The organism is Klenkia sp. PcliD-1-E (assembly GCF_024124375.1).
GTDB lineage: Bacteria > Actinomycetota > Actinomycetes > Mycobacteriales > Geodermatophilaceae > Klenkia.
Map to the genome: position 1 here is coordinate 1 of NZ_JAMXRZ010000020.1, position 22,149 is coordinate 22,149.

A 22,149-nucleotide genomic window follows, 5' to 3' on the forward strand; every position below is an offset into this window, starting at 1 on the left:
CCGCCACCGTCACCGCCCAGGGCCTCAGCTCACGATCGACACGACGAGCGAGGGACGGGGACCTACCTGGCCATCAGCGGGGACTTCTCGATGGCCACCCGTGGGGACTTTGGCACGGCCACGGACACACCCGACCAGGGACCCGGAATGGTCATCGACACGGCTCAAACCTCCCCTTCACCTCCACACTTCGAACGGTTCGGAGTGTTCGATGGAACCGCCTTCAGGCCCTGGGAACTGCCCTTCCGCTGCCGGCCACCGTGGTCAGCTCGCATCTTCGGCTAGCGCCCGGAGGACCCGCCGACAGGCCCACCCGTTGATGGAGACATCCTCCGCCGACATCAGAAGTCGGGTCAGGAGCCAGTCGGGGATCCTGACGCCTACCGCCCTGCAGACTGAAGATAGGCGGCGAACACCCGATCGCGGATCGACTCGTCGAGACGTGCCACCAAGGACGCGATCACCCGACTTGTCGCCCCCGGTCCGATGGCTTCCAACAGACCTCGGCAGAGGACGTCGACCATGGTCTCGAGCGCGTCGGCGCCCGGGAAGTGCCGGTTGCCAACCGCCTCGGCCGCAGCGAGGACGAGCCCAGCTACCTTTCCCGCCTCCTCGGGTAGATCGTCGACAACCACCGACTCCGGGTCGCGCGCCGCGACGGAAAAGAAGGGGTCTGCATGGATGATCACCCAGGTCAGGAGTGCAGCCACCACCTGTGGTCGGGCCGAGGGCACGGTGGCGAGGGCCAGTCCGTTGGCCGCCGCGTACGCCCAGCCGACAGTTTGCTCCGGGTCGAGGTCGTCTGGCCTGAGCCGGATGAGCGTCTGAAACTCGCGGAAGGCCGCGGGCAAGTCGGCCCATGCCGACGGTCGCGAGATGGCCAACGCCGGTGCGCTGCTCGCATCCCAATCCGCGCGACCTGCCAGCATCGACCATGGCTCCTGGATGGGCAGGTCGACCACCCGGTTCTCGCGGAACGCAGCAATGGCTGCGTCCACGTCCGCTTCGTCGCCGACAACGCTGATGAGGTCGAGTGTTCCGAACGCGGGTACATCGACCGCACGGGCGAACCGCCGGAGGGCGACGTCATCGGCCCACACGGGCATGCCAAACTCCTGGGCCACGGTCACCGCACTGAGCCAGGCATCGCGACGCGTGGCGTCGGGCACCGGCACGACCTGCATGTCAGCGACATCGGCCCACACCTGGTCGACCGCATCCGCGTACGCCCCCGCCTGCTCGACGGGCGTCTCGGAGAACACCGGCCGCTTCGAGGTGGCATCCCACCCGAGCGTCGCGGTGGACCTCATGGCCAGACTGCTCCGGGCGTCGACGACGTCCTGCCTCAGCGGTGCTGGGACCAGGACCGACTCGAAGTGCGCGGCCAGCTTCCGCAACGGCGTCCCTCCCCACGGAGCGACGACGAGCGCCGTGGTGTCGATGACGACCCTGCCTCCGAGACCCATCCGTGCAGCGCTCTCGCCGAGTCGGTCGTTTCCGTCCGCAGCCAGGACGAACCCCAGGTCGCGGCGGATGAGGCTCTCGGTGCACGTACGCCCGGCGGCCGCCGTGAGTACGGCCAGTGGGTACAGGCCAGAACGCACTTCTCCGGTGAGTTCTTCGAGTGCCTCCTGTCGCGACTCGTCCCTCCGAAGGAAGTCGATCAGTGGACCAAGATCGTCGTCCTCCACCGAGATTTGCCGGATGGAGGCTTTATCGCCATGCACCGCGAAGTACGCCTCGGCGTACTCGCGAAAATCTGCGATCTGCACCTCGGACAAGCTCGAACCAGGTGCCATCAGCACAGTCGACATGGCTAGGGCCGAAATTTTTTCGTCCTCTGCCCATTCAGCGGCAGCCCGCATGAACAACGCGTACACGCGGGGTTCACCGAGATCAGCGGTCACGTCTCCGCTCCGGTGAGGGTCGGCAGTGCGCTGCTCATCCATGGCCCGCCTGAGCACAGACAGGAACAGCAGCGCCTTATTGCGCTCCTGAAAACTGATGGCGGATGCAGCCGCGACCACAGCTAGCGCCTTGGAGTACTTCTCCAAGAAGTAGTGGGCCTCCACGAGATGCCAGTGATCGGACTCGGGCACGGGTAGTCCCGTCTCGACCAGCTCCTCCATGATCTGCTCGGTCCGTGCCACCACATCCCGCCACTGATTCGTCGCACGCGCCACCAGTTGCAAGGAGCGCAGGGCCTTCAGCCGGACCGATCTGCCGGCATGGTGACCGAGGAGGGTGAGCGACATGTCGCGCGCCGACTCCCAAAGCCCGTTGTCGATCGCGATCTGAAGGCCTTCCGTTGCGAGGGGGACGTCTCCTCGCGCGATGCCCTCGTCGAAAACCAGACGCGCAGCTTCCTCTGCTCGGCCACTGGCGACTAGGGCGTCCGCATGGGCGTCGAGGACCAGCTCGTTCCGCTCCAGGCCTCGTACGAGGCGCAACGCACTTGTCGGGTCGCCCTGCGCCAGCGCGATTCGGGCTCGCATCACGTCGGCGAGGTCGGGGTCCACCAGTGCGAACTTCTGCACCCGCTCCGTGAGCGCGCTCCGCTCGGTCTCGTCCAGAGAACCAAAGCGCCGCGATAGTGCCATGAGGGCCTGAAAATCGCTGTGGTGACCGTCGGACAACTCGAGCGCTTTGAACAGGGCTTCCTTGGCTTCGCTTGCCATCTGCGGTCGATTGCTGAGCACGGCCGCCCTCATCAGCTGGCCCTCGACCCGATCGGGGTTCTTCAACGCCAAGCTGAGCGCGAGGTCGTCGTCCCCCGTGACCCGCGCGAGGTAGGCGCCCAATCGGACCACCTCGGGATGCCGAGCCTCTTCGGTCGACGCGAGGCCGTCCGGAGCCGGGCGGAGGAGACGCAGAGCGCCCGTGAAGTCTCCCTGGATGGAGCGTGCCCGGGCGGCAGCGGCCAGCGGACTCCCGGATTCGCCGTTCCATGTGCGGAGCACGTCGCGCACGCGCAGGGCTTCGGACTCCACCACCATCGCCCGCCGGGACACCTCGTCGTCGACGTCGGAGGATGCGCGGCCAGACATGGAAACCAGGACACCCAGAGTCGCCTGGACGAGCGTCAGCGTCGACCCCTCGGAGTCGGGCCGCAGGGACGCTGCCCATTTGGCCAAGCACAGTCCGTCATCAGCCAGGTCGCGGGTGACCGGGTTCCCGCGGAGGGTGCGAGTGGCAAGGCCGGACTGAACGCCCAGCTGATCAGCTGCACCCGGGGCCAGCATCATGGCTGCCAGTTGTCGCAACACCATCGCGGCAACGACATCTCTGAGCTCGTCTTCCAGATCGGCAACACAGACATCATCCGGAGGTCGCCCGAGCACCCCGGCGGGATCGGCGAGCCCCAGAGCGCCAAGCACCGCTTCAGCACGGGCCTTGGAGTCGGGGAGGTCTCGACGGACAACTGACCGGAAGAACTCGACGGCTGCGTTCAGCCACTCGGCCTGTCCCGAGGGGGTGTCGGCCAATCCTCCGTCCTCGGCACCGGACTCGATCTCTTCGAGACGAGCAAGGAGAAGGAGAACTGCCCGGGCGCCGTCGTCCCCCCCGACCCCCGCTACGTCGGCAGCGCGCTCGAACCCGCGCGCTGCGACTTTCGACCCGGCCAGGGATCCCAAGGACGCGACCAAGGCCCACCCATCGCCGGAGTCGTCCTCCCGCAGCCAAACCGGGGGACGATGTAACGCCCTATTCAGCCATGTTGCTGCAGTGGTACCCGAGCGCCGCATGTCGGCCAGCGCCATTCGCGCGGCTGCGGCCCGATCTCTCGATTTGCGGTTGAGGCGATCCATCCAAATTTGGACCCCGCCTGGCAGGGCACCGGGCACATCATCGGGCGGATCGCCCGTGGGTGCTGCGGCATGCCCGGCGCGAGCTGCACCTCTCCCGAAGTCGTCGGGGTGGGCGAAGCAGAGGACGTCGCGCAGCAACCCTGCGGCGTTGCCGGCCGCCTGTGGTTGCAGGTCATCGTTACCGGGCGCGGACTTGTCGCCGACGAAGTCCGACAGGCCGCGGAATGACAAGAAGGGAAGACCGTGGATATCCGAGCCAGCTGCGAGCCCCAGGGACTCCATGTCCAGAGCAGCAGCGTCCTGGAAGTGCTGTCGGATTGTCTTTATCACCGGACCGTCGGGGTCAGCCTGGACGGCTTCCACCGCTACGACGGGTGCCACGAATGCGTGGGGATGTCCGCTGCTGAAGTACTGGCTGCGCGGCGACGGATTCCACCCACTGTCGGCGATGCACGCGTTCACCATCGACTGGAGCGGTGCCGACACGAGGTAGGAGGCAGCTCTTCCCAGCAGCGTCGAAGCCTCGTCGCCGGCCACCTGCTTGCCGGCGTAGGGATTGTGGATACGACTGGCGACGACGACGTCGAGGTGGCGGGTGTCTGCCGGCTTCAAGCCCGCCGCCGTTCCGACGAACGCGACGAGATCGGCCTTGAGCTCCCCAGCTGCGAGGCCCACAAGAGCCGCCGCGGTCGCGTTGCCCATCCCCGCGCGGACCAAGTAAATCGTCCAGTTGATCGAGCCTCCGGGGATCTCCCCCCGAACCATGCGGATGCCACCCATCCGAACCGGTTCGGTGTTCAGAAGCTTGTTGAGAACCTCAGTGCGCTCCAGCTCGACGGCGGTCACGATCAGTGCCACCCGTTGCTGCATCGACTCCGACGCTTCGTGCATCTGGTGTGCATCGGTCGTCGACGACCACCTGGCGGCTCGCCCCGACTTCGCCGACTCGACCAACGAACGCTCCTGCAGAGAACGCAGTACTCGGTTGGCCGTGTTAGGTGCAATGCCAGCGATGTCCGCCACCTGACGTCCGCTTAGCGGGTCCACTGAACGCCGGAGCATCGTGAGGATGGTGGTCTCGAGCTTCGTCAGCTGCACATCGCAAGCGTGCCCTGTGAATATCGCATGTGCAACTAGGGGCAGTTAATGCACAAGCAGTGTGCGACGACCGGCGAGGTGCTTTGGTGCCCCCGCTGCGCCACTCAACCTACCGGCGCGGTGCCGTATCGATTCCTCAAGCGTTGGCCGCGGCCGCCGGCTGCCTGGCACCTGCTCCACCCTGGAGGGGTATACAGCCGCGGCGATCGAGACTGCAGTAATCGCTCCGAACAGAGCGAACGGGGCCAAGGCTCAATTACTTCATCTTCTTGACACATGCTGGTCCAGCAGAGTCCCAACAAGCAGGGCCAGCGGGTCACGGCTGAGCAGCGCGTCCGCGGTCGGATCTTGGGTGATTTGGATGGTCGGCACGGCCGGAGTTTGCACCACGGTCATCACCAGCACAGCCCTCCGACCGCGCCGGCTACTGCCAACGGCACACCGCCGCTCTGTCACCTACTCGTGCAGCAGTCCCCCGGGAACCGAACCCAGACCATCGACCGGACGACAACCTCGACCACCACCAACACCTACGCCTACCCCGCCGCCGGGCAGCCGCACCCGCACGCCCTGTCCGGCGTCACCCACCTCACGGGCAGCACCACCACGACCGACACCTACGGCGCCCCCGACGCCGCCGGGAACAGCACCACCCGCCCAGCACAGACCGTGACCTGGGACGCCCGCGGCAAACTCGCCACCCTCACAACCGCGAACAACCAGACGCAGACCAACATCTACACAGCCGACGGCGACCTGCTCGTCCAGTCCGACCCGGTCACCGGCACCACAGCCTTCATCGGTGACACGCAGCTCCGCGTCGCCGCCGGCTCGAGCACCGTCACCGCCAGCCGCACCTACGTGTTCGGCGGAGTCGCATCAGGAGAGCGCAACACCGTCGCCGGAGTCACCGGCTCCACCCTCTACTTCCTCGACACCGACCCCATCGGCACCGCGACCACCGAGGTCAAAGCCACCGACGGAACCATCACCCGCCGATACCAAGACCCCTACGGCCGACCGCGGGGAACCAAACCTTCCTGGACCAGCGCACGCGGATACCTCAACGCGCCCGCCTCCACCCTCACCAACCTGACCCACCTCGGATCCCGCGACTACGACCCCGCCCTCGGACGCTTCATCGCCGTCGACCCCCTGCTCGACCCGGACAACCCGAAGCAGAACAACGGCTACGCCTACGGCTGGAACAACCCCCTCATCCACCCCGACCCCACCGGCCTGGAGCCACTCCCGCCCAGCTGCCACGGAAACGCCTCCTGCATCGAGCACTCCTACGGTTTCGACACCCTCAACGTCCACGTCTCGACCCCCACCAGCCACACCAGCCCGACGCCCCGCACCACCGTCCAGTCCGTCATCGCCAGCTCAGGGCCCAACCACTCCAGCAGCCACCCCAGCAGTCACTCGACCCACCATTCGACCGGCGCAAACACGCCCCGGCCTGCAGCCACCGCCTCCGCAGAACCGGCCAACCACTGCGGCTGGGCGAGCCTCCTGTGCGATGCACTCGGCATCAACGCCGGTATCAACTGCTACCAGAACCCCACCTGGGGTCAATGCCTGGAAGCAGGCGTCTCCCTCATCCTCGACCTCAGCGTCGTCGGCATCGAAGCCCATGCCGCCGAAGCCGGCACCGTTGCAGCCATCGAGGGCACCGCGAGGCTCGTCGCGTCGAGCGGCGAACGAGCAGCAGCAACTGCGGCTTCCACCGTCGTATACGAAGGAAGTGGCTTTTCGTCAAGCGAGATCCGAGCAGCCGAATCATTGGCAGGTGATGGACGTTCAGTCACATTGCGCGCGGCTGACCCCACCGCCGGCCGAATGTCAGACCTTCTCGTCGACGGCATACCTTATGATGTGTACACACCAACTACTGGCAATATCGGTCGAATCGTCAGCCAAGTTGCCAGCAAGGGATCTCAGGTTAGGGGCGGAGGCGTCGTGATTGACCTCAGCAAGTCACCCATCACCCCAGAACAACTAGGCAACATTCTGCCAAGAGTTCAGGGCGTGACGAGCCAGATCTCCGACATCATCGTACTTCCCTAGCGATGGCCAAGTTCGTATGCGTGTGCGGCCACCCAATCACAACTAGTGGCACTATTCCCAATCCCAATGAGTGGCGATGTCTTTCAGATCAGGACTTCGATTCTTTCGAGGGGCTGATAGACGCCGAAGATGTCTATCAGGCGACAACCATTATGTATCGGTGTCCAATCAGTGATCACCTGTGGTTTTTTTGGGAAGGCTTCGAAAAGGTTCCAACCCTGTATGCACCTGCGCCAACACCTCCGGAATGGCGCTTTTGACTAACGCGAGGAAATCCTTCGACGACAGTATGTTCCGTTCCTCACCGCAGTCGAGGATTACTACGGTCACGGCACCCCTGACCCTCGAACGGGCCGTGCTGGGGGGTTCACGAAGTGCAGGCACGGCTCGAAGCTAACCGGGCGTCCGGGCCGATGCGCTCCGGGCTAGGCAGCTTCAGACGGTAGTTCGGCTGCTTCCTTTTGACACGTGCTGGTCCAGCAGTGCGCCGGCGATTAGGTGCTCACAGCTAGCCACGCAAGTCTGGGTCCGCCGCTGTACCGAAAGCACAATCGATATACGACCAAACAATCCCAGCCTCGACGTCGGGCGGGGACTGTCATTGTTCGACCGCCAAGGATGCCATCCGGTATCACGAGAGGTCATTGCGGTTTCGTCGCAATCTGACTGAGTGCCGCATCGAACAACTGGTCTTAGGGAGCAAAACCGCAATGAGTCACAACTCGAACCTCACCGGCAAAAACATTTTGTCCGTTCGAGTTGTGCGCTACGTCCGCGATGGAACCGTCGCTAATGACGGCGGGCCGGTGGAGCTGACGTTCGCGGACGGAGCGGCTATCTACTTCGACGCTGGTCCAGACGGAGAATCTCTCAAACGCGTTGATCATCCCTGGCTTGACCCGTTCACGGAGCCGCCCTCTGCCGAGAATTGCTCATTTGTCGAGAAATCAGGAAAGTGGGCAGTTTTCGAGATCGCCGACGAGCCCTTATTAAATCGAGCTACTCAAACTGAAGTTCTCGGAACAGAGGAGCTCGTCACCGATGAACAAAAGGTTTTTGGCCTTCGAATCAGGACTGGAGATTTCGTTATCGAGGTGTTCGTCGACTCTGACGAGCTATACATGACCGTCCATTCTAGCTGACGCAGCGCTGAAATTCGGGCTGCTCTACCGATGCTTCCTGCTGCGAAGACGACTCGCTCTAGATTTTCGGTGGTCAACAACAACGCCATACTTACGGCATGCGAATCGCGATATACCTTCGAGTTCGTCCAGGACGACCAAGGTTTGATTGACCTGTGGCGCCGGGTCGGCGACCACAGCGTCTACCGGACGCCGTAGGCAGACCGACCCGCGACCCCAGCTACGTCATCCTCTTGACACGTGCTGGTCCAGCAGAGTCCCAAGTAGCAGCGCCAGCGGGTCCCGGCTGAGCAGTGCATCCGCGGTGGGATCTTGGGTGATTCGGATGGTCGGCACGGCCGGAGTCTGCACCACGGTCACGATCAGCACGGGCGACGGACGGCACCGCCTGCTGCCATCAGGGTTCGCTTGTCACCTCTACGTGCATCAGTCCCCGACGTCGCCGGTGCCGTCAGCGCCGTCTGCGATCAGGCGGGCACCCAAGGGGGTGAGCCGCGGTCCCGCTCACAGCCCCACGATTCCGTTCCATGCCCTACAGTCCGCCTGCGTCCAACCGGTCAGCCGGTCTGGGCACGGGGGCGAGGAGAGTGCGTGACACCGGTCCGACAGGCCCGATCCTGGAATGGCCGGTGCCTCGCGACCGCGGTCGTCGTGGTGTTGGTGCTGGCCGCGCTCGCGTTCTGGCTCACCCGACGCAGCGAGGACAGCGCTGACGATGCACCCGCCGTCAGTACCGGTTCGGGTGCCGATGCACCCGCCCTCACCGAAGAACGCGCGGGCTACCTGGCCGGCGGCCTGACATCGGGGGACGAGGCCGCCGTTCGTGACGTGCTGGCCCTGCCCGACGACCAGGCCCTTGACCCCGCGGCCGTCGGTTCGCTGGCCGGCCTGGACATGGCCATCGACACTGCCACCTTCGCCCCCGCCAGCGAGGACACCGCCAGCGTCAGCGCAACCGTCGGCGACGGGACGACGACGTGGACCGTGTACCTCGCCCTAGTCGACGGCGACTGGGTGATCGTCAGCACGGAGCCCCAGTCATGACGCCCGCCGCTCGGCTGCCAACGTTCTTCGCCTTCGTCGTCATCACCGCCATGACTGTCCTGCTCGTCGTTCCCGGCGTCGCGCTCTCCGCTCCAGCGGGGTGCCGCGATCCGTCGCCGTACACGACCGACCCGGGGACCTTCCGGTCGACAGGTCATCCGCTCGTGCTGGTACACGGTCTTCAGAGCAACTCGGACTCCCTCGGCCAGGTCGAGTCGGAGATCGAGCAGCGCGTGCCGGGGACCTTCGACTTCCGGTACTTCGACTACCGCCGCTCGGCCAACGACTGGGTCGTCTCACCGCGGATCGCTGCATGCTTAGCGGACTACCTCCACGCCGTGTCCGCAGCTCATCGAGCATCCGGGGGTGACGGGCGGGTCTACGTGGTGGCGCACTCGATGGGCGGGCTGGCCACGCGATTCGCGTCGAGCGCCGACTTCGTGCCTCATCCGGTCTCGGCCGAGGTGCTCGCCGGCATGGTCACCATCGACACCCCGCACCGCGGATCGCCGTTCGGGGGGTCGATCGCCGCGCAGTGGGCCTCCAACCTCACCGAGTGGTTCAACTGGGCCCGCCTACCGGGCCGGACATCGGACGCGACGAAGTGCCTGGCTGAGCACGGTCCGACGAAGGCTCTGCCGGCATCGTGCGCGACTCCTCCTTACCTCGACCCGGGCACCAAGCTGCTCAGCATTACCGGAACGACCGTCCTGTCCCGGTCAGTCCTGGGTGTGCACCTTTACGACGTCGACCTCCGCTCGGACGCCGTCGTCAGCCCGGAGTCGGCTCGCGACTACCTCGGCTCGGGCCGGCCGGGCAGCACCGCGCCGGTGGGCACGGACCTCTCTTTCCGCAACATCAGCTGCACCCAGGACACGTCCGCGACAACGGCGATTCTCCGCGCAGCCAGCCCACCGACACCGGGGAGCCTTCTGCGCGCCGTCGTGCTGGGCATCGGCTTCCTGTACGGAGACAGCGTCGTGTTCGACGACCTCGCCGCCGACCGGCAGGGCGAGTACCTGGCGGCGCTGCGCCTGGGCAGCTACCTGACCTCGCCATGCGGCCACAGCGCCATGCTGCACAACGACCAGGCGATGGACGCAGCGGCCGAGGCACTACGCTCGTGGACCACTCCTCGGGTTGTACCCGGCGGGTTCGCCGGTGTCGTGGCCGGGGACCCGGAAGCCGACGCGCGAGCCGCAGCCGGCCCCTTGGCCGAGATCCAGGACGGTAACCCGTGCACCCTCGTCGGACTGCCGGAGACGTACCAACCCCCCTACAGCGTGGGGTACCAAATCGACAACCGGACCGGCACCGTCAACGGTGTCTACCCTCCGGCCGAGGCCACCACGGCCGAAGGCCTGGGCCGCGGGGCCACCGTGACCGACGTCCGGGGCACCTACGGTCCCGCAGGTCTGGAGTTCGTCTACGCCGGGATCTCCGACTCGTGGGTCGCCCTGGTGCCCGACCGTGACGACCCCGACCTGACGCTCGGATTCGTCTTCCCGGCGACGTCAGACACCACTCCCCCGGGCCCCTCCGTGGCCTCGGACTGGCTCGTCGCTGGCTCCCGGGAGTTCACTCTCGGGTACGAGCTCTGCTCCGACGCCATCCTCGACGAACCCGCGGGTGAACCCGGCGGAGACGCGCTCTTCCGGACCTTCACCACCCCGGATGGCAGCGTGAGCTGCTACGCGGCGGCCGACACCGATCTCGGTGAGGCGCGATGCGACGTCGTCAACGCGATGTTCAGCCCTCCCCCACGTCCCGCCAGCTGCACCGGCGACTGGGGGAGCTCAATCTTGGTCACCGGACCCGGGGACGTCGGATTCATGTGCGCCACCGACTCGGCCTACAACTCCGACATCGTCCCCGTTGGCACCGTGATCACCTCGCCGAGCGCCGACAGCCCGTTCTTCCGCTGCGTCGTCGAGTCGGTGGACACAGTCTCCTGTGTGCAGGTACCGGTCGACCGAGGTTTCAGGATTTCGCCGACGGGCTTCGAGATCTTGGGCTGATGTCCCCGTCGGGCCCACTGACCGTGGTGTCCGCCCTCGTCGTCAAGGACGGCACCGTCGTCCTCCCTGCACGGGGTCGCCGACGGCGACCAGGCCCCTGCAGGCATGGGATAGCGCTGGACGCAACACGCATTCAGGTAAATGGCATGGATCCGGCGGACATCACCTACGTACGGGATGCAACCAATCGGATACGCGATGCTGCGCTCCTTCGGCCGGGGCCTCCATACCCTGGACGACCAGCTCTTCGGCAGCGGCCGGCTCTACCTACGTGCCTCGGCTGACGGCGGGAGGCTGCTGGTGTCCACCGCCAACCAAACCGTGGGGGTGCTCAACCCCGCGACCTCCACGGTCCGCGCGGTCCTGCCCGGTCTCGACACTGATGTCCGGTTGGCCCTCCCCGCGCCTGGCCGGAGGTCGGCCGTCCGGGTCAGCCCGGGTGACTCTGCCGTCAACCTGATGACCGTGCAGATATGCCGACGGAACGGGAGCTGGTCACCTGGTGGGCCCCCGTCAGCGCCCGCAGCGCAGGTCCTGGTCCGAGGAGTTGCCCAGCGCGGTGTCCATCTCCTCGCGGGTGAGCTCTCGGCCCGCGAGCTTGCAGGCCGTGCGCACCCAGGCGACGGTGCTTGTCTCCCAGACGTCCACCCAACCGCCACCCTCGAAGGTGTCATCGGGGGTGGCGACCGCGACGACTGCACCATCGGGGCTCGACCACACGCCGCGCGCCCGGGCTGTGGGCGGCAACCCCGGAAGGCTTCCCAAGGACACGCCCCCGGTGTCCCACAGCGCGACATCACCACTGCTCATCGGAGCCACCATCAGGTCGCCGCCACCCATCAGGTCGACCGCAGCATCCGGCCCGGGCACGACCGCCACGTCGTCGGCCCCTCCACCCAGTGGCCATGCCAGCGTCGAGTCCAGGTCCTGAAACATGAGCAGGGTGTCCCCGGCGAAGCGGAGGCCGTGCCCGGGCAGGTGCAGCGGCTCCCCACCCTCGGTGGAGGCCACCACGATCGTGCTGCCGGTACCGTCCAGGTACCAGCCTGCGACCCAGCCACCGTCCGCCGACACCGCCATCGCCGTCCACTCCTGCGGCGCCCCCAACAGCGCCGCACCGGTGCCCGACACCTGCCCGGTGGCGACGTCGACGACGTAAGCCACCCCGCCGGCGTCGAGAACCGTCACCGCCGCCCCGGTCCCGTCTGTGGCGGCTGCCAGCACCGGCCCCGCACCCGGGATGCGCGCCACCCGCTGCGGCACGGACGGGTCGATGACGGAACGAAATTCGATGCTTCCCTCCGAGGGGCCGGAGAGCACGACGGTCGTGTCGTCGACAAACACCGGCGCGAAACCGGTCTCGGCCGGCTCGACCGGCAACGGCATCTCCGCGTCTCCGGCCAGGTCGACGACGAGGCCGTCGGAGATCTCCGGCGACCACACCACAGCCCACCGACCATCGGGGGACAGGATCGGCAGCGGCCCCGGACAGGCCTCGCATGCGATCGGCAGCTCGGCCGTCCGGCGTTGGGCCAGCGGTCCAGCCCGATCGAGGTCCCACTGGGACACGGTCGAACCGCCGGCCGCCAAGAGCGTTCGAGCCGAGGTGAGCACCAACCCCCCGGCTGGCACGTCGGAGATCCCGGCCAACGTCGTCGTGCTACTGCCCAGGTCGTCGGCCCCGCCGACCTCGGACACGTGGATGCGACCGGAGTCGGCGACCGCGAGGGTGCGCATGCCGGGCCCCAGCGCGAGCGCGGTCGGGTCGACACCCAGGTTGTCGCCGAAGAGGTCGGGCGTCGGGTAGTCGTCCGAGACCCGGGTGCTGACCACCGGGACCGCACCCGCACCGGAGGTCATGGTGATGCCCGAACCGTCGGGGGCCAGTGCCGTGGTGATGCCGTGCGCGCCCAGTCCCAGCACGCCGGTCGCATGCAGCCCGGTGTCCTCGACCCCGACCCGATCCCACCGACCGATCATCTCGTCGCTGACGACGACCTCGCCCGCCGCCTCGTCGAGGGCCAGCCTGGCCGGGGTGCTGAGGCCGGGCAGCACGCCTCGGCTCAGCTCACCGGTGCCGGGGCGCAGCAGCTGCAGGACCGCCTCGCCCGTGCCGGGGTCGAGCCCCGCGACTGCGATCGTTGAGCCGTCGTCGCTGACTGCCACCACCGACGCCTCGACGGCCGGGTCCGGCCAGGCCGTCCACGTCCCGCTGCGTTCGTACCCGACGTCCACCCCGGAGACCGCGGCGACTACGGTGCCGTCGGCCGACACGGCGACATCGGTCACTGGCCCCCCGGCCGTCCACGCCGTGTGCGGTGACGTCGCGCCTGCGCGCCACACCTGGACCGTGCCGGCCTCGGTGCCTGCGACCACGACCCCGTCGGCCGTGCCGGCCACGGTGGTCACCTGCGCGCCGGCCTCGAAGAAACCCACCAGCGCTGGCTGCCCGGTGAGAACGGCGAACAACGCCCGCCGGGTCTCGCCGTCCGGGTCGAGGGCGTACGCCCGCTCCGCCAGCAGGAGCGCCGACTGCAGGTCGGTCGGGGCAAGTGCCTCGGCGCGGGACGCCAGCTGCCGAGCCTGCGCTACGGCGAGCTGCCGGCGGGCCTCGGCCGTGCGGTCCACCGCGACCCAGGTGGCCGTGGCGCTCGCAAACAGCAGCACCACGAGGACCGCGACCGCCGCCTGCACCCCGCGCCGCGCCCGCCGGCGCAGCCGCACGTGCTCGCCGATGAGCGAGTCCTTCGGCACTCCGCGCACCTGGGCGGCGACGTCGGCGACGTTGGCCACCAGCCGTGGGTCACGCCGGCTGATCCGCTCCTCCCCCCGCGACCAGCGTGCGTCGATCCACCGCGGCTCGCGCGCGAGCGGGAACCGCGGCGGGTCGGGCCAGGCCGTAGTGCCATGCGCGCCAAAACCGGCCGAACCCGACCACACCAGCTCTCCGGCGGTGAGCACCACGACGAGCCGGTCCGCCGAGCGATGGGTCAGCCACCAGTGCAGTTCCTGCTGCACCCAGTGCGAGGCGGCGGACTCAGGGCTTGCCACGAGCACGAACCACTCTGCGGTGGCCAGCGCTGCCTGGATGGCCCCAGTCAGGTCGGCGTTGGCCGACATCGTGGCGTCGTCCCGGAACACCCGGACGGCCCGCCCCCGCCGCGACCTGGTTGCGAAGTTCTCCACCCCGCTGTGCAGCGCTTCGGCGAACTGTCCGTCAGCCGCCCGCGCGTAGGAGATGAACGCCGCGTAGCGGTCGCCGCCCACGTCCCCGTCGTGGACCACGTCAGCAGCCCGCCGAGCTGGGAATCTTGGCGCAGACCAAGGTGCGCAACCTATCCACCGAGATCGGCACACGCACGACACCACCACCGTTGGACAGCTCCTCCTCCACCACGAAGGCGACCCGCACCGTGAGGATGCCGTCCTCCTCGGTGACCGACATGTCCCGGAACGGCCCGTCCACGCCGTCTGCGACCCGGGTGCGCAACACCAACCGGCCGCTCTCCAGGTCGTAGAGGTGCAGCTGCCCGTCCGTTCCCGCCACGGCGAGCAGGCCGGACGGGGTCGACGAGGCCCCGACCACCTCGGTCAGTGACGTGGCCACCGAGTGGGTCTGCGTCCACCCGGTCTCGTCGTCGGCAAGGTCCAACACGGTGACCGCCGTGTCGCCGGGCACGAAGGCGACTGCCGTGCGCCCGGCGTCGTCGAGCTGCACGGTCGAGCCGGGGACGACCCCGGGCAGATCCAGGGTCCGCAGTGTGTCCTGCTCACCACGCTGCCAGGTGGTCACCCGGACGCGCTCGCCGTCGTCTGAGACGATGCGGCCGCGGTCGGCGTCCATCTCGTAGTCGAGCACCGCCACCCCCGGCAGCTCGACGTCTTCGCCATCCACGCAGTCGGTGCCACCGTTGCTCGACCCGGACCCGTCGCCGAACCAGCGGACGGCCAGCTGCTGCGCCTCCGCGTCGCCGACGTCGGTGGTGAAGTGGGGCCCGGGCAGGAACCCCACGTCCTGGGCCTCAAACCCGCAGTTGACCTCCAGCTGCTCGGCCCGGCCCGACCGATCGACCACCGACACCGGGGGTGCCGCGTCATCCTCGTCCGGGTCGACTTGCCCGTTCGCCGTGGAGGCCACCACGACCCGCTCGCCGTCCGGGCTGGCGGTCCGGATCGTCACCGAGGTCTCCTGGTCGGCGCTGACGACCACCCGGGCGCCGCCGTCCGCCTCTCGGAGCACCCCGCCCTCGACGGGTAGGTAGCTCACCGACCCGAAGGCGGTGACCGCGGAGGCCGGGCCGGAGTCGGTGCTCGCGATCTCCGGCAGGTCGTCGGCGCGGTAGGTCGAATAGACGCCGACCGAGCCGGCACCCCGAGCCACGGCCAGCGTCGTCCCGTCGGCTGCGAACGCGAAGGCGCGCACATCGGGGCCGTCGCTGATCACCTCGGCACCGGCACCCGGCTGCCGCAGGATGAGGGACGAGTCGTCGACCTCGAGCAGCAGCCGGTCGGCCGCGTCAGTGAATACCGCGCCCGTGATCTGCTCGGAGATGGAGGAGTTCACCAGCTCACCTCCGTTGCCGAATCCGCTGGGCAGGAAGACCTGCTCGGCGCCGGCGACCGCGTCGCCGGACAAGGAGGTCAGCGTGTCCCGGGCGGTCATCGCCCGGTACCCCGGCGACGGACTGAGGTCGACCACGGCCGCCTCGGCGAACCCGGCGCTGTTGCCTGCGACCGACCCGAACACCGCCACCGCGGTGGCGTCGTAGGACGTCGACACTACGGTCAGCGAGACCTCGTCGTCGGCCGGCCGGTTCTCCACCGGTGCCCGGGCCGCCGAAACGTCCACGGTCTGGCCATCAAGCGACCAGGCCAGCCGACCGTCCGGGGTGACCCACACCCACCCGGGGAAGGCGCCGTCCAGCGGGGCCGCCGCCAGGGCGTCCGCCGGCACGGGTGCATAGTCGCCCTCGGACCCCGACCCGGTCGTGCGCCAGAGACGGCCGTCGGTCGCCCGCACGGTGAGCCGCCCCCATCCATCCACCTCCTGTACCTGACCGGCCAGGACGTCCGCCGGCAGATTCAGCTCGGTCTCGGTCAACCCGGCACCCACCTGCACCAGCACGCCGTCCGACCGTTCGACCACGGCGACGTCGGCCAGCGGGTTGGTGCCGCCGAAGCGCACCCCCTCGTACCGCGCAACCTTCCCGGTGGCGGCATCGGCCAGCAGGACCGTCGCCACCGCACCCTCTCGACCCAGCAGGAAGAAGCCGCCCTGGTAGGCGCCGGCCAGGCACAGTCCACCGGCCTCCACGCCGTCGACCGCGGAGGCACCACCCGCCGTCAACCGCACTAGCCGGGGACCCGTGGTGGTGCAGTAAGCCACTAGGTCATCACCGACCAGCGCCAGGTTTGATACTTCCGAGGTGCCCTCCGGTAGCACGGCGTTGACCAGCACCTGCCCGCTGTCGACGTCCCAGACCCCGATCACCCAGCCTTCCGGGGTCGCCCGCCAGCCGGTCACCCGCCGCCCGTCGTCGCTCAGGCCAATGTCGTCCGGTGCGGCGCCACCCAGCACGCCGGACATATCGACGACGCGTTCCAGTCGACGGTTCTGGTCCAGCACCGAGAGCATGGCGGCCCGCACCGACGAGTCTGCCGAGTCCGCGGACGCTTGGCTCAGGAGCTTCAGCGCCAGGTCCGGTCGTTGGTCGGCCACCAGCAGGGCCTCGGCAGCCCGGGCCTGCGCCTCGGCCTGCAGCCGCTGCCGGTCGGCTTCGCGGGAGCTGAGTACTGCGACCACCCCGGCGGCGACGGCCACCAGGCTGAGCGCCACCGCCCCGGCGAGCAGGGCACGCAGCCGGCGGCGGCGGGCCCGTTGGATTCGGACCTCCCGCTGCAGCAGGTCCGCCGGATCGCGCTCCATCAGCGTCGCGCACAGCCGGGCCACCTCGCCCTCATCCGCCCAGGGCCGACCCAGTCGTCGGGCCGAGAGGTTCAACCACAGCGGCTCAGAGGGGAAGCGGCCGTGCAGCGCGGGCGGGAGGGCCTCTTCGTGGCGGAACTGCCCGGTCGTGTCGTCCCACGACAGGTCCAGCGCGGGGTCGGCGAGCACCAGGATCAGCCGGTCCGGAGTCCCGCCGTGCGCGAGCCAGTACTCGATCTCCTGGTTCACCCACGGCGAGGCCCGGGTCTCCCGATGCAGCACCACCACCAGCCGGCGGGAGTTGCGCAGCCGGTCCTGCAGCGTCTCGGCCAACCCGCCGAAGGTGAGGTCGGTGGCGTCGCGGAAGATGCGGACCGGGGCTTCGTCGACGCTCCGGCGGGCCACCTGCTCCAGCTCGCGCTGCAGGTAGGAGGCGACCTGCTGGGAGGACCTACTTTGGTATGAAATGAAGGCGTCGAAGCGGGACCCGCTCGCGGGCCCGGGCTGCTCAGGCACCGGCCAGCTCGGCGACGTCGCCGGCCAGGTCGCGGCAGCCAGACGTCGCCGGTGCCGACCAGAGAACGTCGTCGACCTGCCCGAGGTCGCGCGCGTCCCCGCCCGGCACCCGGGCCACCAGCTTTGCGGGCTGACCCGCCAGGTCGCGAAGGGCCACGACGACGTCGCACCCACCCAGCACCCGCAACCTCGTCAGACCCGGGCTCGGGATCTCGGACACCACGCCGTCGGACACCGTCAGCTCGTGCACCACGAGCGGTCGGTAGTCGCAGTCCTGGTAGTTCATCTGGTTGACGTACGAGACCGTCACCACCCGGTCCCCGGCCCACGACCAGTCACGCACCATCTCCCCGTCCGCCGTGGGCAGCTGCACCGCGTCCCCCCGCTCTCCCAGCACGCTCAGCCGGCTGCCCGACGAGCAGGCACCCGCCGAGTACGTGGACTCCAGGACGGTCGCCCCGCCGTTGGCCGACGACTCGATCCGCAGGCCGCGGTCGACCGCCTGTCCGCTGGACAGCAGTCCGCCGCCGCTGTCGTACCGCGAGACGACGGTCGGCCCGAATCTGACCCCGCCGTCGGCCGCGAGCTGCCCCACGACCACGACCCCGTCCTCGTCGCCGAGCACGCGGTAGTCCGGTGTCCAGTCCGGATCGGGCTCGGCCACCGCGGGCGTCGGCACCTCGGCCAGTGGCGCCAGGGTCGCTGTCCCCAGGTCGGCGTCCAGGACAACCAGCGACCCGTCGGACAGCACGGTGACCAGCTGGTTGCCCATCCCGGCCAGGCCGTGGCAGTCGGGGCAGGGCCTCTGCACCACCGACCCGTCCGCGAGCCGGACCACGCTCAGCAGCTGCGAGCCGTACTCGGCGAGCAGGGCGACCCTGTCCGTCCCGACCGGGACGACCACCACCGGCGCGGACGGCGTCACGCGCACGTCGACCGGCACCGTGCGCGATCCGTCGGTGAACTGCACCTGGTCCCCGCTGCGAACCACGGCCACCTCACCGATCGACACCGGCCAGAACCCTGCCGCCGACGGCACCTCGTCCGGCGCCTCCGACGTACATCCGGCCAGCATGAGGACCGCGACCACCGCGGCGACCAGGAGGCGGATGCGCCCAACCCCGGACCGGCAGAATGCAGAGCCGTGCGCACCCACCGGCTTCGGCAGCCCGCGGCACCGGCCGATGCCGTGGTCGCCCTTGGCCTGCCCACCGGCGTGCCGGTGCTCGTGGTCGTCGGCGGGGCCGGCGGGGTCGACGCCGCCGACGCCGCCGAGATCGACCGCTTGGTCGCCGAGGTCGTGCTGCCGGCCGTGCGGGCCTGCGGGGCGTCGATCGTGGACGGCGGCACCGACAGCGGCGTCATGCGCAGCATCGGCCGGGCGGCGTCTGTGTCGGGCTGGACCGGGCCGCTGGTCGGGGTCGCAGTCGGGGCACTCGTTGGTGTCGGACGCGTCCCGCTCGAGCCGCACCACACCCACGTGGTGCTCGTCGACGGGGACGACTGGGGGGACGAGACGGTGCCGTTGGCCGACGTCGCCGGCGCCATTGCCGTCAGTGCCCCCACCGCCACCCTCCTGCTCAACGGCGGGCCGGTTAGCCGGGACGACGTCGCCCAGAGCCGGCTGCGGGGTCGGACCGTGCTCGTCGCCGGCAGCACCGGCCGGCTGGCCCGGGAGCTGGCTGCCGCCCCTCCTGCCGGGACGCTCGTGCTGCCCACCGACCCGGTCGAGCAACGCGGCTTGCTCGAACGGGTTCTGACCCACGGTTCTCATCGCCTGCGCACCTCGTAGCCCAAGACGGCCGGCAACGCCGCCGCCGCGCCGCGCACCAGGGTGCGGTTCCGCTCCTGCTGCGCGTCGGTGAGGTCGCTCCAGGGCTGGTCGAACTCGCTGCCCTCGCGCGGAACCCGCTGCGGTGGCCCGTCGCCCTCGCGGTAGGTCCGCCGCAGCCAGTCCTCGTGCTCGGCGGCGGCCAGGGAGGTCACCTCGTCGTGGGTGAACGACGGTGCCGCCGGTCGGCCGTCGACCCGGACCAGCACGAAGCCGTGGTCGGCGAGGTTGCGGGGCAGGAACCGGCCGGCCGCCACCGAGCTCTGCCCGGCCCGCCCGGCCGGCGACCACGCCTCCTTCGAGGCGAAGGCGAGGCTGTAGACGCTGTGGAACATCCGGCCCCACCGCACCGCCGTGCTCTCGAACACCAGGTCCGGGTCCCAGGCCGTCGCGCGCGGGTCCACCACCGCCACCAGCTCGCGCTGGGCCGCCGGCAGCAGGCTCGCGCTGGTGACCGTGATCATGCGCCGCGGGTCCTGCATGCCGCGCCGCACCGCCCGCAGCGCCCGCGCTGCGACGTCCGCGGCGTCGGCACCCACCACCACGCGAAACGTGGCGTCGGGCCACCCATTGCCGTCGCCGTCGACGTCGAGCAACGGGCGCACCCGCGGCACCGGCCGGGCGTGCTCGTCCAGCAGGAACGACCGGGCCCAGCTCAGCCGGCACACCCACCGCTGCACGGTCTCGGTCAGTTCGCCGGCGTCCCCGTCGACGACCACGGTGCCCGAGCCCGCGGCCAGCAGGGCCGGGTCCGCGCGCAGCAGCCGCTCCAGCTCCTGCGCCACCCTGCCGGCGGTGTTCTCCGCCGGGCAGGTGACCAGCAGGCCCTCGACCAACTGCGCGTCGATCTCGGCCGGCCGCAGCTCATCGACCAGCGCAGCCCGGGCGATCACCGCGACGACGGGGGCCTCCGCGCGGTTGCCCAAGCTGAGGCGCCGGGCCAGCTCCAGCGTGGCTGCGTCGTCCTCCCCGGCGACGACGATCTGCCCGCCGCGCTCGCACAGGCCGGCGACGACCTCGTCGGACAGGGCGTCGAGGTCGGCCACCTGCACGTCCGCCCGCCCCCGCGAGGCCACCGCCGCCGGGGTGCGCTCGGTGGCGGTGACCAGCAGCAGCTCCCCGGGTCCGGCGGGGAGGTGCCGACGGACGAGCTCGGCGGCCGGAACGCCGCTCCCGACCACCACCAGCCTGGTGCCCGAGCGACGCGCCCGGTACCGCTGCCGGGCCCGGGACGTCGAGGCGAACACCGCGGTGAGGGCGGCCACGAACGTGAGGGCCAGTGCCGCTACGCCGAGCGCGGCCATCAGCGGGGTCGGCGAATCCGGCTGCCCCTGGACGGGCAGGTAGTTGCCGGCGAAGAGGCCGGTCGCACCGTAGACCCGCGAGAGCCACGAAGACCGCGGGGCCTCGACCGAGATGGTGACTATGGCCGCCATGAGCACGATCCCGGCCGGCACCCCGACCAGCACGACACCGCGCTCCTCGACGGAGCGCCAGAAGGGCCGCCGGGGGACGGCGGGCGCCCGGCTCACGAAGAACCGCCCGTGGTGCGGCGTCCCCGGCGGAGGACCAGCACGCCCGTGCCGACGACGCTAACCCCTGCCCCGGCGAGCACGAGGCCACCCCACGGCGACCGTCGTCCGACGTCCAGCACTGTGGCTGTGACGAGGTACTGAAAGTCGCCGGCGAAGCCTTCGGCCAGCACGGCGACGAGCGCGGGCACCTCGCCGGGCACGGCGACGGACAACGTGACCGGCGACGCTGCGCTCGTGCCGCCCACGGGATCCTGGCCCACTACCGTGCCCCCGGGAGAAGCCGACGACACCTCAACCACGGTCACCGGCGACGGGTTCAGGCCGGCGTAGGCGACCGCCTGCTGGGCCGCGGCCAGGGCCAACCCCCGGACGTCGGGTAGCCGGGAAGCACCGCCGGTGTCGTCGGCCGGTGCGGCGACGACGTCCACCTCGACCGGCGCGTCGGCGGAGGGTGCGACCACCGATCGCCCGGCACAGCCGAGCCCGGCACCCAACACCAGCACGCCGACCGCCAGCAGGACCATCCCGGCGGCGGCCCACCGCGTGCGCCGCTGGCCCACTAAGCGCCGAACCCGCGCCAGGAGGACAAGCGCCTGCGCGGACACCCGTCCCCGTGGCTGTTGCCCCTGCGCCATCGATGCCCCCGCAACGTCGAGCCAGCTGCGGGGTACTAAACCCGGCAAGCTTTGACCGAGGCGGAACCAGTGGGTCCGTTTCCCGAATCGTTATGCAGGCCCTACCTGCCGGCAGTACCGCCGAACGGCCCCCTGAAGGGCGGCCCATCACAGGAGAGGGACGGTCGTGACGTCCTCGACGGATTCCGTCCGCACCCGGGCCAGCGCCCGGGCCCACTCATTCGCCGCTACCAGGTCGTCGTCGTCATGCAGCCCGGCTGCGGCTTCATCAAGAGACCGTCGTCGGGCCCGTCGCCGCACACCGGCCGGCGGAAGTCCGGCTCTACAGCACCGTGCCGCGCTCGACATCACGGGGCGGCACCGATGCGTCTCCCACTCGGTCGCAGGTTTCGCGCTGCTGCGTACTCCCCCCCGCCGAGGGTCGGACGTCGTCCTCCGCAGCACGTGCCGAGCCGCGCACAGGAGTTCCTCCTCACGGACGACGACGTCGGGGTGGCGGTCCAGCTACGGCCCGGTCAGGTGCAC

11 protein-coding genes are annotated in these 22,149 nt (G+C 69.5%); 5 read left to right on the forward strand and 6 right to left on the reverse strand.

What is annotated here, in order from left to right; translation table 11 throughout:
* Positions 1-380: 380 nt before the first annotated feature.
* Complete coding sequence (locus tag NH342_RS06010; protein ID WP_253012674.1) at positions 381-4,907, reverse strand: hypothetical protein; 4,527 nt, start codon at positions 4,905-4,907, stop codon at positions 381-383.
* Positions 4,908-5,183: 276 nt separating this feature from the next.
* On the opposite strand from NH342_RS06010, the gene NH342_RS06015 reads away from it, so the two are divergent.
* The 4 genes from NH342_RS06015 to NH342_RS06030 all read left to right on the forward strand — a co-directional run bounded on the left by NH342_RS06015 (position 5,184) and on the right by NH342_RS06030 (position 11,181).
* Positions 5,184-6,977 carry an RHS repeat-associated core domain-containing protein gene (locus NH342_RS06015; protein WP_256479563.1) on the forward strand — a complete coding sequence of 598 codons (1,794 nt, stop codon included), beginning with the start codon at positions 5,184-5,186 and terminating at the stop codon, positions 6,975-6,977.
* A 761-nt stretch (positions 6,978-7,738) separates the two neighbouring features.
* Entirely contained in the window at positions 7,739-8,119 is a 381-nt protein-coding gene (locus tag NH342_RS06020; protein ID WP_253012677.1) for a hypothetical protein, read from the forward strand.
* Between the two features lie 654 nt (positions 8,120-8,773).
* Positions 8,774-9,163 carry a hypothetical protein gene (locus tag NH342_RS06025; protein ID WP_253012679.1) on the forward strand — a complete coding sequence of 130 codons (390 nt, stop codon included), beginning with the start codon at positions 8,774-8,776 and terminating at the stop codon, positions 9,161-9,163.
* Positions 9,160-11,181 (forward strand): triacylglycerol lipase, encoded by a 2,022-nt coding sequence (locus tag NH342_RS06030; protein WP_253012682.1) that lies wholly within the window; start codon positions 9,160-9,162, stop codon positions 11,179-11,181. The genes NH342_RS06025 and NH342_RS06030 overlap by 4 nt, the downstream gene beginning before the upstream one ends.
* A gap of 513 nt (positions 11,182-11,694) precedes the next feature.
* Here the strand turns inward: NH342_RS06030 and NH342_RS06035 are convergent.
* Genes NH342_RS06035 through NH342_RS24105 form a run of 3 tightly spaced genes read right to left on the reverse strand, consistent with a single transcriptional unit; the run spans position 11,695 to position 18,713 of the window.
* Positions 11,695-14,466, reverse strand: coding sequence for a toll/interleukin-1 receptor domain-containing protein (locus tag NH342_RS06035; protein WP_253012685.1), 2,772 nt, complete (start codon positions 14,464-14,466; stop codon positions 11,695-11,697).
* A gap of 1 nt (position 14,467) precedes the next feature.
* Positions 14,468-17,623: a toll/interleukin-1 receptor domain-containing protein gene (locus NH342_RS06040; RefSeq protein WP_253012688.1), complete on the reverse strand. Its 3,156-nt coding sequence runs from the start codon at positions 17,621-17,623 to the stop codon at positions 14,468-14,470.
* Complete coding sequence (locus NH342_RS24105; protein WP_253012690.1) at positions 17,616-18,713, reverse strand: hypothetical protein; 1,098 nt, start codon at positions 18,711-18,713, stop codon at positions 17,616-17,618. The genes NH342_RS06040 and NH342_RS24105 overlap by 8 nt, the downstream gene beginning before the upstream one ends.
* Before the next feature lie 54 nt (positions 18,714-18,767).
* Here NH342_RS24105 and NH342_RS24110 point away from each other — a divergent pair, with 54 nt between their 5' ends.
* Positions 18,768-19,415: a hypothetical protein gene (locus tag NH342_RS24110; protein ID WP_253012693.1), complete on the forward strand. Its 648-nt coding sequence runs from the start codon at positions 18,768-18,770 to the stop codon at positions 19,413-19,415.
* Here the strand turns inward: NH342_RS24110 and NH342_RS06055 are convergent.
* Complete coding sequence (locus NH342_RS06055) at positions 19,394-20,986, reverse strand: hypothetical protein (RefSeq protein ID WP_253012696.1); 1,593 nt, start codon at positions 20,984-20,986, stop codon at positions 19,394-19,396. The two genes, NH342_RS24110 and NH342_RS06055, sit on opposite strands and share 22 nt — an antisense overlap.
* On the reverse strand, positions 20,983-21,513 hold the full coding sequence (locus tag NH342_RS06060) for a PASTA domain-containing protein (protein WP_253012699.1): 531 nt from the start codon (positions 21,511-21,513) through the stop codon (positions 20,983-20,985). Before NH342_RS06060 ends, NH342_RS06055 begins: the two co-directional genes overlap by 4 nt.
* Positions 21,514-22,149: the final 636 nt, after the last annotated feature.

What these genes read in the sequence shown, in the direction of transcription:
- NH342_RS06015 (WP_256479563.1), top strand. Translation starts at nt 5,184, where the DNA reads ATGCTGGTCCAGCAGAGTCCCAACAAGCAGGGCCAGCGGGTCACGGCT.
- NH342_RS06060 (WP_253012699.1), bottom strand. Translation starts at nt 21,513, where the DNA reads ATGGTCCTGCTGGCGGTCGGCGTGCTGGTGTTGGGTGCCGGGCTCGGC.
- NH342_RS06030 (WP_253012682.1), top strand. Translation starts at nt 9,160, where the DNA reads ATGACGCCCGCCGCTCGGCTGCCAACGTTCTTCGCCTTCGTCGTCATC.